Raw genomic sequence first — 13012 nt, 5'->3', positions numbered from 1 at the left:
GGCAGGGCCTAGCGAAGAACGGTGTCGATCGAACTCTCGATCTGCTGGATCGTGTAGGGCTTCTGCAGGATCGGGCAGTCGTGCCAGCGCTCCTCGACGCCGCCGCGGCCGTAGCCGGTGGCGAAGACGATCGGGATCCCGGCCTCGCGCATCCGCTCGGCCACCGCATAGACCGTCTCGCCGCCGATATTGACGTCGAGGATCGCCACGTCGATCTCGATGCCGGAGTCGATCAGCCGGTGCGCGCCGCTGACGCGCATGGCGGTCGCCACGACGTCGCAGCCGAGGTCGTCGAGCATGTCTTCCAGCTGCATCGCCACGAGACTTTCGTCCTCGACGACGAAGACCTTCACCCCGCTCAGATCCCCGGACTGCCTATGCGGCTGAACTTTCAATATCCTCGACCTCGGCGAGCGCTACCTGGAACCGGCAGATGAGGCCGGCATCGAGAAGGTCAAGAGCCAGCGTGCCCGACAGTTCCCCCTCGATGATCCGCTTGAGGATCCGCATGCCGAAACCGGGCATGAGATCGCGCGGCGCGGCGGCCGGGGCCTGCTCCTGCCAGACCACGTCCAGCGTGCGGTTGGCCCCGTGTCCGCTGGTGGTCCACGTCACGTCGAGTCGGCCCTCGTCGCCGGACATGGCGCCGTAGCGGGCGGCGTTCGAGGCGAGTTCGTGGAACACCATTGCGAGGGCGATCGCCGATTTCGCCGACAGGTGCACCTCCGGTCCGGCGACGGAGACGCGCGGCGGCGAGAACACCGACAGCTCCTGCGTCAGCAGCACCGACAGGCTCGCGGCTTCCCAGCGGCGCGCCGACAGGACGTTGTGCGCCTGGCTCAGCGCCATGATCCGCGCCTCGAAGGCGTAGCGCGCTTCCTCGGGGTTGCGGATGTTGCGGAAGCTCTGGCGGGCCATCGACTGCACGGTCGACAGCGTGTTCTTCACCCGGTGGTTCAGCTCGTCGATCAGCAGGCGCTGGCGTTCGGCGGCCCGCACCGATTCCGTGCGGTCGGTCGCCTGCACGAACACGCCGCTGACCCGGCCTTCCCCGTCGCGGATCGCGTTGTAGGAAAAGTCGAGGAAGGCCTCGACCGGCTCGGCGTCGGGCCCGCTCTGGAGCATCAGCCGCACCCCCTCGCCGGTGACCGACTGGCCGCTCTCGTAGACCCGGTCCAGCATCTCGAAGTAGCCCTGGCCGGCGATGTCCGGCAGCACCTGCCGGATCGGCAGGCCGATCAGGTTGCGGTTGCCGATGAAGCGCAGATAGCTGTCGTTGACGAAGGTGAACACGTGCTCCGGGCCTTCCAGCACGGCGATCATGCCGGGTGCCTGGCGGAACAGCCGGCGGAATTCCTCGCTCTCCGAGACCTTCTCCTGGTAGGCCTCCTCGACCTCCTGCGCATGGCGCAAGAGCGCCAGCTCGCCAGGGATCGAGCGGAACGGCAGCGTGCCGGCCTCCTTGATGCGGACGATGTCGGTGACGTCGATCGTGTTCTGGACGATGTAGTCGACCTGCCCGCCCTCCCCGAGAATCGGCGTGTGGGTGGCGGTCCAGTAGCGCTTCTCGACGCCGCCGCCCCGCTCTTCCGGCAGCGGGATGTCGTAGGGGATGAAGGCGATCGTGTCTGGCTCGCCGGTCGCCAGCACCTGCTCGAACGAGGCGCGCAGCCGCCGCCCGCTTTCGCCATCGTCAGGGAACAGCGCGAACAGCTGGTGTCCGACCAGTTCCTCCTGGCTCCGCAACACCACGTCGGCATAGGCGCGGTTCACCGCAACATACCGAAGCTCCCGGTCAAGGACCATGTACGGTGTCGGAAGGACCTCGAAAATCCGCTGGAAATCAGAACTACTCATGCGCTTCGCTGGTCTCGGCCGGCTCTCTCGGAACGTGTTATCTGAATTTATTGGAAAGACTGCAACAGACGGTTAAGCCAACCTTGGCCGGTGCAGCGCGCGATACATGCGAATTCAGTGAGTTGGCAAACATTGGCCAGCGAAACACAGGCCGGGCTTGCCGCGGTCGCGCCGAGATGACGGCGGCTGCCGCTTCACCTTGGCCCCCGCCGACGGTGCCGGGAACCCTCTACCAGGCACAGATGCGGGTCGAGGTCTCGGCATTCGCCCAGCAGGCCGGATCGTCCTGCTCGCGCAGGAAGGTGCCGGCCAGCGGGATGTTGCGGTTGCCGAGATTGACGAAGCCGAACGCCTTGCCGGGTTCGTCGATCACGAGGATGTAGGTCGCCTCGGGTCCGACGATGGTGAAGCTGCCGGCCGCATCCGTCGCCGTGAAATCGCAGTCGAAATGCCCGTCGTCGGTGGCGAAGCACTTGGCCGGTCGGGCCGCGGCCGTCCCCTGGCCAAGGAGCAGCATCCCGGAACACACCAACGCCGCTACACCCAGTCCGCACTTCTTCATCGCGACATCCCTGCCTGCGCCGATCCGTGACCCTGGATAGCAAGCGGCGGCCGGAACGCCTAGCCGTCGCGCCGGGCCGCCCGCGGGACGGCCCGGCATTGTCCGGATCAGCGCGTCAGGCGCTTGTAGGTCGGGCGCTTGGGGTTGACCGACTCGGGGCCGAGGCGCCGGATCTTGTCCTGCTCGTAATCCTCGAAATTGCCCTCGAACCATTCGACGTGGCTGTCGCCCTCGAAGGCGAGGATGTGCGTCGCCAGCCGGTCGAGGAACATGCGGTCATGGCTGATCACCACCGCGCAGCCGGCGTATTCCTCCAGCGCGTCCTCGAGCGCGGTCAGCGTCTCGGTGTCGAGATCGTTGGTCGGCTCGTCGAGCAGGATGACGTTGGCGCCGGACTTCAGCATCTTGGCGAGGTGCACGCGGTTGCGCTGGCCGCCCGAGAGCGTGCCGACCTTCTGCTGCTGGTCCGGGCCCTTGAAGTTGAAGTTGCCGACATAGGCCCGGGAGTTCATCTCGTATTTGCCGAGCTTCATGATGTCGACGCCGCCGGAGATTTCCTCCCAGACGTTCTTCGAGCCGTCGAGATGGTCGCGGCTCTGGTCGACATAGCCGAGGTCGACGGTCTCGCCGATCTCGATCTTGCCGGAATCCGGCTTCTCCTGCCCGGTGATCATCTTGAACAGCGTCGACTTGCCGGCGCCGTTCGGCCCGATGATGCCGACGATGCCGCCGGCGGGCAGCTTGAACGAGAGGTTCTCGATCAGCACCTGGTCGCCGAAGCTCTTCGACAGGTTCTCGACCTCGATCACCCGGTTGCCGAGCCGCTCGCCGGTCGGGATGACGATCCGGCCGTCGGCGGGCTTGCGGTTCTCGGCGGCCTCGACCAGCTCGTTATAGGCCTTGATGCGCGCCTTGGACTTGGTCTGGCGGGCCTTGGCGCCCTGCTGGATCCACTCGCGCTCCCGCGTCAGCGCCCGCACGCGGGCGTCGTCCTCGCGCCCTTCCTGCTGCATGCGCTTGGCCTTCTTCTCCAGATAGACCGAGTAGTTGCCCTCGTAGGGCACGCCGCGGCCGCGATCGAGCTCGAGGATCCAGCCGGTGACGTTGTCGAGGAAGTAGCGATCATGGGTGACCATCAGCACCGAGCCCTCGTACTCGCGAAGGTGCTTTTCCAGCCAGAGGATCGTCTCGGCGTCGAGATGGTTGGTCGGCTCGTCGAGCAGCAGGATGTCGGGCTTCGACAGCAGCAGCTTGCAGAGCGCGACGCGCCGCTTCTCGCCGCCGGAAAGCGCGACGACATTGGCGTCCTTCGGCGGGCAGCCGAGCGCGTCCATCGCCATCTCGACCTGGTTCTCGAGGTCCCAGAGATTCTGCGCGTCGATGACGTCCTGGAGCTTCGCCCCCTCCTCCGCCGTCTCCTCGGAGTAGTTCATCATCAGTTCGTTGTAGCGGTCGAGGATCGCCTGTTTCTCGGCGACGCCTTCCATGACGTTCTCGAACACCGTCTTGCTCTCGTCGAGCTGCGGCTCCTGCGGCAGGTAGCCGACCGTGGCGCCGTCGGCCGCCCACGCCTCGCCGGTGAAGTCCCGGTCGGTGCCCGCCATGATCCGCAGCAGCGTCGACTTGCCGGAGCCGTTGGGGCCGAGAATGCCGATCTTGGCATCGGGGTAGAACGACAGATGGACGTTCTCGAGGACCTTCTTGTTGCCATAGGCCTTGGTCAGGCCGGACATGTGATAGATGAACTGGCGTGCCATGGCGCGCGGTCGCTCCGTGTCGGAATGATGGAAGATTGCGCCGTACGTAAGCCATCGAGGCGGCCGCCGCAACGGCGTCACGCCTGCGGGAAGGACCGGGGAGACAAGAATGCTGACTGTTTGGGGACGCCGAAGCTCATCCAACGTGCAGATGGTGATGTGGTGCATCGCCGAGCTCGGCCTGGCGGTCCGCCGCCACGATGTCGGCCACCGCTACGGCGGCAACGACACGCCGGAATTCCTGGCGATGAACCCCAACGGCCTGGTGCCGGTGCTGAAGGACGGGGACGACGCGCCGCTGTTCGAATCCGCCGTCATCACGCGCTATCTCGCCAGCCGCTACGGCGCGGGGCCGTTCTGGCCGGCCGATCTGTCGGAACGCGCCCAGGTCGACAAATGGGGTGAATGGGCCCGGCTGAACATCTGGCAGAACTTCAACGGCCCGGTGTTCTGGCAGATCGTGCGCGTACCGGAAGCCGACCGCGATGAGCGCGCCATCGCCGCCGCGGTCCAGGCGCTCAAGCCCAAATTCGACATCGCCGAGGCGCGCATCGCCGAGCACGGCTTCCTCGCCGGCCCGGACTTCACCCTCGCCGACATGCAGTTCGGCTACCTGCTCTACCGCTATTTCGACCTGCCGATCGAGCGCCCCTCGCACCCCGCGATCGCGCGCTATTACGCCGCGCTGACCGAGCGGCCCGCGTATCGCGAGCACGTCATGGTCTCCTACGACGAATTGCGGGTGACCTGACCGCCCTTGCCGCCGGACGCTGTGGCTTCCTGCCGTGAGACCGCCCGGGTGGAGTCATCGCCTCGTCCGGGACCCGCGCGCTGTTTCGGAAGCGGCGCCTAGCCGATCTCCCGCTTCGCCTTGGCCTCGAGCCGGGCGCCAAGCGTCTCGATGTCGTCGCCCTCTGCCTTCGGGATGATCCGGTAGGCGGCGTTGACGAAGCAGAACAGCGCGAAGCCGAGCAGGCCGATGCAGACGAACACAACGAGGAACTGCCCGTAGGGCTGCGCCGTCAGCCAGTCGAAAGCCTCGCCGACCCCGCCTGCCTCGCTCGCATTGGCGCGCCAGGCCGCATAAACGAACAGCCCGCCGATGATGGCGATGACCAGCCCCTGCGCCCCGAGCCCGGCCTTCAGCATGAAGTTCCAGCGCAGCGTGAACTCGTTGGCGCGGATATGCTGGCGGTATTTCTCCTTCCACGCCTTGTGGAGATAATAGCCGCCCGTCGCGATGACGATCGCACCGACGATGCCGACGATCCAGCGCCCGGCCGGCAGGCCCATGACCGTCGACACCGCGCCGGTGATCGACGATCCGCCGCCACCGCCGCTGTCGCCGCCGCCCAGGAACAGCAGCGAGAAGGCCGAGATGCCGATCGCCAGGTGGATGAGGCCGGTGATCAGCATGCCGGTGCGCGCGATCATCCCCTTGGCCTCGCTGCCATAGGCCTCGAGATCGTAGATCGCGTCGATCAGGCGCCAGATCGCATAGGCCAGCATGCCGAGGAAGATCAGGAACAGCACGGCCATGCCCCAGCCGGTGTTCTCCAGCTGATCGAGCGCCGAGGACGTCCCCTGCGCCTGCCCGCCCAGCCAGATCGCGTAGAGCGAGAAGCCGGCGACCACCAGATAGACCAGGCCGCGGCCGGCATAGCCGGCGCGCATGAAGGGGATGGACCAGGAGAAATCGGATGAGGGCATGCTGGGCTCCGCGAATTGACTCTTGGGTCAATCGCCGCGGCCATGCATCGTTCCCTACACGGAATGTCCGGCCCCCTCCGGCCGATCCCACGGCCGGGCGTCGGCCCCCGCCGCGGCTACTGCAGCCCGACGGCGTCGACCACCCCGCCGGGGCAGCCGCCGTCGGTGGACGGCGCCGCCTGGATCAGTTCGGCGAGGTCCGCATCGGGGCTGATCTCGCCGGCGAGGCCCACGGTGAGTTCGGTGACGATCCGCCGCCCGCCGTCATTGGCGCAGGAGACCCGCACCCGCTCGCCGGCCCCCTCGCCGAAAGCCTCGTCGAAGGCGGCGCGGATCTCGGCCTGCGTCACCTCCTCGCCGATCCGGTCGGCAAACAGCGTCCGCACCGCCGAATCGTTCACCGCCGCCATGACGATCAGCGAATCGGCGAAATACTCCTCCGCATCGGTGCCGTAGCAGGTGCCGTGCTTGGTCCATTCGTGGCGTTCCAGCGCCGAGCGGGTGCCGGGCATCGTCTCGTCGAGCGCCGCCTGCGTCTCGGGCGACAGTTCCACCGGCGCCAGTTCGTCCCAGCGTCCGGCCCGGTCGTCGGCCCTCGCCTCGGCGGAGACTTCGCAATATTCGACGCCGCGCGGCTGCGGCCAGAGCCCGTGCAGCGAGAAATGCGTCGTGTCGAAGCGGCCCTTGATCTGGTCGACGCATTCGGGCTTGGAGGGCCGGGTCTCGCAGAAACCCGGCTGCCAGCTGATGGCGATGACGAGGTCGGGGTGCGCCGCGCCGCTCCCCTGGGCACCGCCGCCCGCCACCGGCCCGGTGCCGCCGTCCGGCGCCTGGCCGCCGCTGCCGTCGCTGGGCGAGACCATTTCCACCCAGTCGCCGCAGCCCTTGGCGATCCAGCGCCGGGACGGCTCGGCGCCCGGCACCTCGATGAGATAATGCGTGCCGTTGGCGCGGTTCTCGCCGATCAGCCGATAGGCCCGGTCCAGCGTGAGGCTGACATTGCCGGGATTGGCGTCGTTGCGGATCGCCGGCGTCGCCGGGCATTCCGAGCGCGCCACGACGAAACCGTCGAGCGGTACCTGCGCCCCCGCCTGTCCCGGCAGCAGCAGCATCAGGCCGGCGCCTGCAAACAGAAGACCCCGCCGCATCGCTGAAACTCCCGATGGATGATGAACGACGCCAGTAGATGCCGTCATGTTACTGCATTATTTTAGCATCGGCGAGCGTAATCGCATGACGCTCAGGTGAAGCGGGCGAACTCTTCTTGGCGCAGGCTCGCCGCCTCGCCCTCCGCCTCGACGCGGCCGCAGCCGATCGGCACCCAGCGGCGCGGCGGCTCGGCGCCGGGGATCTCGATCAGGTAATGCGTCGCCGGCGCGGCGGTCCGCGCCAGCAGCCGGTACGCGCGGCCGGGCTCCGTCGCCACCGCTCCCGGATTGTCCACCGTGCCGATCTCCGGCAGCGACGGACAGCGCGCCTCGGCGATGAAGCGGCCGGTCACCGGCACGTCGGCCAGTGCCGGGACGGCGGGGAGCCCGGCAGACACGGAAAGGGCGGCGAGAAGGACGGTGGGGAGCAGGCGCATGCCCTGCGCTAGCAAGGCGATGGGGCGGGAGCAAGGACGGCCCCGTGGTCCGCCCACTTCCGGATCCCCGCCCCGTGGCGCGCCGGACGACGCGGCGCCGCCGCGTCCACCAGTCTCGCCGGCCGGCCGGCCCTATCTCAGGCGCCATCAATGCGGTATCGGCGAGGCTGATGTTCGACGACCAGTTCACCCTCGACAGCCGCTCCGGTGCGGCGGTGCACGTCTACAGCCGCAAGGCGGTCGGCGCCCCGCGCGGCATCGTGCTGGTCTTCCACGGCCTTGCCGAACATGCCGGCCGCTATGGCCGGCTCGCCGGCGAGCTCGCCGATGCCGGCTACCACGTCTTCGCCCACGACCATCGCGGCCATGGCTCCACCGTGGCGGCCGACGCCGTGCTCCGCCGCTTCGCCCGCAAGGGCGGCGCCGAGAAGGTGATGCTGGACTGCCGGTCGGTGCATGCCGACGCCATCGCCCGCCATCCCGGCCTGCCCGTCGCCGTCTTCGGCCATTCCATGGGCGGCATCATCGCCCTCAACTACGCCGAGCGGCACGGCGGCGACCTGGCGGCGCTCGCGGTCTGGAACGCCGATCTCTCGACCGGTCTCGAGGAGCGCGTCGGCCGCGCCGCCCTGAAGGTCGAGAAGGCCCTGAAGGGTTCCGACGTGCCGAGCCGCCTCCTTCAGCGCGCCACCTTCGAGGCCTGGGGCAAGGCGATCGAGCCGCGCCGCACCATGTTCGACTGGCTGTCGCACGACCCCGCGGCGGTCGACGCCTACATCGCCGACCCGCTCTGCGGCTTCTCCCCCAGCATCTCGATGATGGAGGACGTGCTGTCGCTGATGTTCCAGGGCGGCTCGGAGGCCGGCCTGTCGATGCTGCCCGCGGCGCTGCCGGTCCACCTCCTCGCCGGCACCGGCGACCCGGCGACCGGCTACGGCGAGGCGGTGCGCCAGCTCGCCGGCCGGCTGCGCCTTGCCGGCAGCAGCGACGTCACGGTGGAAATCGTCGAAGCGGCGCGCCACGAGACGCTGCACGAGGTCGAGCCCTTCCGCGCCGCCGCGGTCGCCAGCCTGATCGGCTGGCTCGGCGCGAAACTGCCGGGCTGAAACGGCGTTTCTTCTGGCTATCGGCAGTCTCGGGAGGGGACGATGAACGAAGTGATCGAACCAGGCATGTGGTCGGCCGCGCTGACCCAGGCTGCACGGCTCGCGGCGGCCGCCGCAATGACGGCCGCCATCGGCTTCGAGCGCGAACGCAACGAGCATGACGCCGGACTGCGCACGCACATGCTGGTCGGCATCGGCGCCTGCGTCTTCACGCTGCTGATGGTGCAGCTGATCCACCGCTTCGAGGGTGACGACATCCGCTCCGACCCCGTCCGCATCGTCGAGGCGATCACCGCCGGCGTCGCCTTCCTTGCCGCCGGCGCGATCATCCAGGCGCGCGGTCAGGTCAGGGGGCTGACCACCGGCGCGTCGCTCTGGCTGGCGGGCGCGGTCGGGCTTGCCTGCGGCCTCGGCGAGTACGTCCTGGCCATCATCGCCGTCGTGATGACCCTTATCATCCTGCGTCTGGTGAAGTGGCTGGAGTGACGGCTACATTACCCTCGTCGAGCAGCGCCTCCGGAGCCGGCGGGCCGATGAACAGCGCCGGGTCCGGCTCGGCCTGCACCATCCGGTAGCTTGAAAGGTCCTCCTCCGTCAGCACGTAGAGCTCCTCCGGCGGGGTCTGCATCGCCTTGATCCACACCGCCGGATCAACCCCCATCTTGACCAGCAGTTCCTGGCAGCGGGCGATGGTGGCCTGGATCTGGGAGATCGAGGCGCCCACGTCGCGCAGTTCTGGCATGCCGGGAATGTCGACGGCATAGACCTGGTGGACGCCGACCCAGGCGCCCGCACCGGCGGCCCGCGTGACCCCACCGGCGAGCACCAGCGGACAGGCCGAGGCACAGTAGCCGTCGTCCGGCACCGCGGTGGAAAGCCGCAGCCGCCTGATCTCCCGCGCCATCTCGATCGCATCGTCCACCGAGCCGCCCGGCGAATGCAGGTGCACCGTCGAACCGGCGCGAATGCCCTCTTCGGCGAGGAATGCCGTCAGCTGCGCGCCGGTGCCGATCTCGATCCGGCCGATCGCCGACACCGCGCCGCCCGGCGCCGCCACGAAGCGCATCGGCTCGGCCATCGCCTCGCCGCCGACCGGCCCGTCATAGCCGGGCAGCGTCGGCTCGCCGCGATCCGGGCCGACCGGGATGGTGCGCGGCAGATAGGGGCGGACCTGGTCTCCCGGTTCCGGCCGCTCAAGCGGCAGCGGCTCGGTGCGCATCGTCCGCTCGACGTCCTCGGACGCGGCCGCAAGGTCGCGGTAGTCGAGATAGACGATCGACGCCGAGACGGCGAGCAGCGACACGAACACGCCGCGCAGCACCGCCCCCTCGGGAAGCTTGTTGACGAGGCGCTCGAAGCGTCCGGGCGGTGTTTCCCAGCCGATCATCGGGCCGTGCTACCGGACCACCGTCTTCGGGAACGGCGTCGGCCCGGCCGGGTCGTTGCGCTGGACCATGCCGTCGTCGGCGGCGACCGCCGGGACGAGGTCTGGCTCCGCGTCAAGGTCCATCGCGCGCAGGCGCTTCTGGATGCGCATCGCCCGCAGCAGCTCCGCCGCGCTCATGTCCTCGGTCTCGAATTCGCCGGTGTCCTCCCCGTCCTCGCGCCGGATCGCGTCCTGGACGATGCACAGGATGAAGATCAGCACCGCCGGCAACAGGTCGATGGAGATCGCCCCGGCCCAGGACGGCAGGAAGTCGCGGGCATAGCGGATCACCGCCTCCGGCGCCGAGAGCGGGGTGAAGCGCAGCGCCTCGACCACCGGCCGCGCCAGAATCTCGTCCGCCGCGCCGGCGAGCGCCGCGCTCTGCGCCTGCACCGCCGCCTCGACGCGGCCGACGACCTCGCTCTGCCGGGTCCGCAGCTCGGCGTCGGCGCCGTCGGCGATCGGGGCGATGAAGGTCCGGCCGAGATCTTCCGCGGCGCGGCGCACGGCCGGCGCCACCGAGGTCTGCTGCAGCGCGGTGATCAGGCCGGAGAGCGCCACCGCCTGCTCGGCATAGTCGTTGGAGCGCTCGGCGATCGGCCCCTGCGAGGACACCAGCTGACGCATCGCGCCGAGCCGCACGCCGCCCTCGTCGAACAGCGCCGACACCTCGGTGCGCGAGGTCTCGAGCTCGCCCTGCAGGCCGGCGAGCTGGTTCGACATCTGTCGCAGATATTGCACCACCGTGCCGGAGCCCGACGTGCCGGTCAGGGCGCCGGATTGGGCCTCCTGGTCGGAGAGCCGGGCGAAGCGCTGCGAGGCGAGCTGGATGTCCGGCAGCAGGCTCTGCGCCGCTAGCGCGTTCTCGTGCGCCTCGTTGAGCTTCTGCTGGTACTCCTCGGTGGTCACCGCCAGATGCTGCTCGATCGCCGCCGAGCCGGCCAGCGCCGCGGCGTTCAGCCAGGACGACATGGCGATGATCATCGCCGAGCCGATCGCCATGGCGAGATAGAGCATCGCCCGGCTGCGCGGCTGGCGGACATGCGGCATGAAGCGCAGCAGGAACGACCAGAAGGCGTAGATCGCGACCGAGACGGCGGAGGCGTAGATCACCGCGCCGAGGAAGACCGTCGTCGCCGTGCCGTTCAGCAGCTCGCGGACGCCGAGATAGGTGTAGACGCCGCTCGCCAGCGCCAGCACCGCCAGCGTCACCTTGGTGGTGAGGTCCAGCCGGGTCTGCTGTCCGCGCAGCGTGTAGGAATGGGATGCGCCCACGGGCCTGGTCCTTTCTGCCTCGACGGTTGCCGGGACCGGCTCCGATCCGAACTCATCGTTAATCGGAGATTAAGGCGGCCGGGCGGCTGGGGTAAGGCGGGGAACGCAGGAAAACGCGGGGTTCTGCGGCTTTGGCAGGAAACGGTTAACGGCGGGCGCCCCGTCGGCGCCGGCCTGCCTTTCCAGCGGGCAGGATGGCTACAAATGCAGCAACATCAAGCACCTGGCGCTGAGCGATGCACTGAATGCATGGCTGGCATGTCGAAAGCCGGCTGGCTTCGCAACTGCGAACGCCTATGTTCATCAGCAGTCGACCGCGAGCAGCACCTCCTCCCGCTGTTTCGCCCGACTGTTTCCTCCCAAGGGGTTTGTTTTCCTCCCGGAAACCCCCTTTCTAATTCAAGCCGGGCTCGCAAGGGTCCGGCTTTTTTTTGCCCGCGTCCCGCTGGGCAGCGAGAAACGGCGGGCGCCAGGCGCCCGCCGGTTCGTCGGTCAGTCGAGGCTGGCGCAGAAGCGCTGGATGCGCGAGCAGGCTTCCTCCAGCAGCGCCTCCGACGTCGCGTAGGAGATCCGGAAGTTCGGGCCGAGGCCGAAGGCCGAGCCGTGCACCACCGCGACGCCCTCGGCTTCCAGCAGCGCGCCGACGAAGTCCTCGTCGGTCTCGATGACCTTGCCGGCCTTGGTCGTCTTGCCGATCAGCCCGCGGCAGGACGGATAGACGTAGAATGCCCCCTCCGGCGACGGGCACTCGATGCCGCGTGCCTGGTTGAGCATCGACACGACCAGGTCGCGGCGTCCCTCGAAGATCGAGCGGTTGGTGGCGATGAAGTCCTGCGGCCCGTTCAGCGCTTCCACCGCCGCCCACTGCGCGATCGAGCAGGCGCCCGAGGTCTGCTGGCCCTGGATCATGTCCATCGCCTTGATCAGCGCCACCGGCCCGGCGGCATAGCCGATCCGCCAGCCGGTCATCGCATAGGCCTTGGAGACGCCGTTCATCGTCAGCGTCCGGTCGTAGAGCGCCGGCTCGACCTCGGCGGGCGTGGTGAAGGTGAAGTCGCCGTAGACGAGGTGCTCGTACATGTCGTCGGTGAGCACCCAGACATGCGGATGACGCATCAGCACGTCGGTCAGCGCCTTCAGTTCGGCGCGCGAATAGGCGGCGCCCGACGGGTTCGACGGCGAGTTGAACAGGAACCACTTGGTCTGCGGCGTGATCGCCGCGTCCAGCGCTTCCGGCGTCAGCTTGAAGCCGGTCTCGATCGTCGTGTCGACGAACACCGGCGTGCCGCCGCAGATCGCCACCATCTCCGGATAGCTCACCCAGTAGGGCGCCGGGATGACCACCTCGTCGCCGGGGTTCAGCGTCGCCATGAAGGCGTTGAACAGGATCTGCTTGCCGCCGGTGCCGACGATCGTCTGCTCCGGCTTGTAGTCGAGATTGTTCTCGCGCTTGAACTTCGCGGCGATCGCCTGGCGCAGTTCCGGAATGCCCGAGACCGGCGTGTACTTGGTCTCGCCGCGCCGGATCGCGTCGATCGCGGCTTCCTTGATGTTGTCGGGCGTGTCGAAATCCGGCTCGCCGGCGCCGAGGCCGATGACGTCGCGGCCGGACGCTTTCAGCTCGCGCGCCTTCTGGGTGACGGCGATGGTCGCGGACGGCTTGACGCGGTCGAGGGCGGCGGCAAGAAATGCCATGGGTCTGAAACTCCGGTTCTGCTTTGGGGTGCCCAGGGG

The 13012-nt window shown here is 68.5% G+C and carries 13 protein-coding genes; 3 read left to right on the top strand and 10 right to left on the bottom strand.

The annotated features are described in order from the left end of the window. Positions 1 to 8: 8 nt before the first annotated feature. The 4 genes from LXB15_RS05125 to ettA all read right to left on the bottom strand — a co-directional run bounded on the left by LXB15_RS05125 (position 9) and on the right by ettA (position 4176). Positions 9 to 353 carry a response regulator gene (locus LXB15_RS05125; protein WP_233951384.1) on the bottom strand — a complete coding sequence of 115 codons (345 nt, stop codon included), beginning with the start codon at positions 351 to 353 and terminating at the stop codon, positions 9 to 11. A gap of 22 nt (positions 354 to 375) precedes the next feature. Continuing rightward, on the bottom strand, positions 376 to 1857 hold the full coding sequence (locus LXB15_RS05120) for a sensor histidine kinase (RefSeq protein WP_255696719.1): 1482 nt from the start codon (positions 1855 to 1857) through the stop codon (positions 376 to 378). Positions 1858 to 2086: 229 nt separating this feature from the next. Next, entirely contained in the window at positions 2087 to 2374 is a 288-nt protein-coding gene (locus LXB15_RS05115; RefSeq protein WP_233951380.1) for a hypothetical protein, read from the bottom strand. A 152-nt stretch (positions 2375 to 2526) separates the two neighbouring features. After that, positions 2527 to 4176, bottom strand: coding sequence for an energy-dependent translational throttle protein EttA (gene ettA / locus LXB15_RS05110; protein WP_233951377.1), 1650 nt, complete (start codon positions 4174 to 4176; stop codon positions 2527 to 2529). A gap of 109 nt (positions 4177 to 4285) precedes the next feature. Between ettA and LXB15_RS05105 the strand changes: the two genes are divergently transcribed. Continuing rightward, positions 4286 to 4927 (top strand): glutathione S-transferase family protein, encoded by a 642-nt coding sequence (locus LXB15_RS05105; protein WP_233951375.1) that lies wholly within the window; start codon positions 4286 to 4288, stop codon positions 4925 to 4927. A gap of 98 nt (positions 4928 to 5025) precedes the next feature. Here LXB15_RS05105 and LXB15_RS05100 read toward each other — a convergent pair whose 3' ends face one another. The 3 genes from LXB15_RS05100 to LXB15_RS05090 form a co-directional block, all read right to left on the bottom strand. Beyond that, a complete protein-coding gene (locus tag LXB15_RS05100) occupies positions 5026 to 5886 on the bottom strand; it encodes a DUF1206 domain-containing protein (protein WP_233951373.1) in 861 nt (286 codons plus the stop codon). 116 nt (positions 5887 to 6002) lie between these two features. Beyond that, complete coding sequence (locus tag LXB15_RS05095) at positions 6003 to 7034, bottom strand: ribonuclease T (RefSeq protein WP_233951372.1); 1032 nt, start codon at positions 7032 to 7034, stop codon at positions 6003 to 6005. A gap of 92 nt (positions 7035 to 7126) precedes the next feature. Continuing rightward, entirely contained in the window at positions 7127 to 7471 is a 345-nt protein-coding gene (locus LXB15_RS05090) for a hypothetical protein (RefSeq protein ID WP_233951370.1), read from the bottom strand. A 170-nt stretch (positions 7472 to 7641) separates the two neighbouring features. Here LXB15_RS05090 and LXB15_RS05085 point away from each other — a divergent pair, with 170 nt between their 5' ends. Both LXB15_RS05085 and LXB15_RS05080 read left to right on the top strand, forming a co-directional pair. After that, on the top strand, positions 7642 to 8577 hold the full coding sequence (locus tag LXB15_RS05085; protein WP_233951368.1) for an alpha/beta fold hydrolase: 936 nt from the start codon (positions 7642 to 7644) through the stop codon (positions 8575 to 8577). A gap of 42 nt (positions 8578 to 8619) precedes the next feature. Further along, complete coding sequence (locus tag LXB15_RS05080) at positions 8620 to 9063, top strand: MgtC/SapB family protein (RefSeq protein WP_233951366.1); 444 nt, start codon at positions 8620 to 8622, stop codon at positions 9061 to 9063. Here the strand turns inward: LXB15_RS05080 and LXB15_RS05075 are convergent. From LXB15_RS05075 to LXB15_RS05065, 3 genes are all read right to left on the bottom strand, one after another. Continuing rightward, positions 9032 to 9964, bottom strand: coding sequence for a hypothetical protein (locus tag LXB15_RS05075; protein WP_233951364.1), 933 nt, complete (start codon positions 9962 to 9964; stop codon positions 9032 to 9034). The genes LXB15_RS05080 and LXB15_RS05075 overlap by 32 nt on opposite strands. A 9-nt stretch (positions 9965 to 9973) precedes the next feature. Beyond that, positions 9974 to 11278, bottom strand: coding sequence for a hypothetical protein (locus LXB15_RS05070; RefSeq protein ID WP_233951363.1), 1305 nt, complete (start codon positions 11276 to 11278; stop codon positions 9974 to 9976). A gap of 492 nt (positions 11279 to 11770) precedes the next feature. Then, positions 11771 to 12973: a pyridoxal phosphate-dependent aminotransferase gene (locus LXB15_RS05065; RefSeq protein WP_233951361.1), complete on the bottom strand. Its 1203-nt coding sequence runs from the start codon at positions 12971 to 12973 to the stop codon at positions 11771 to 11773. Positions 12974 to 13012: the final 39 nt, after the last annotated feature.

The organism is Aurantimonas sp. HBX-1, assembly GCF_021391535.1.
In the GTDB taxonomy this organism is placed as follows: Bacteria; Pseudomonadota; Alphaproteobacteria; order Rhizobiales; family Rhizobiaceae; genus Aurantimonas.
This window is presented reverse-complemented; position numbering and strand designations above follow the sequence as displayed.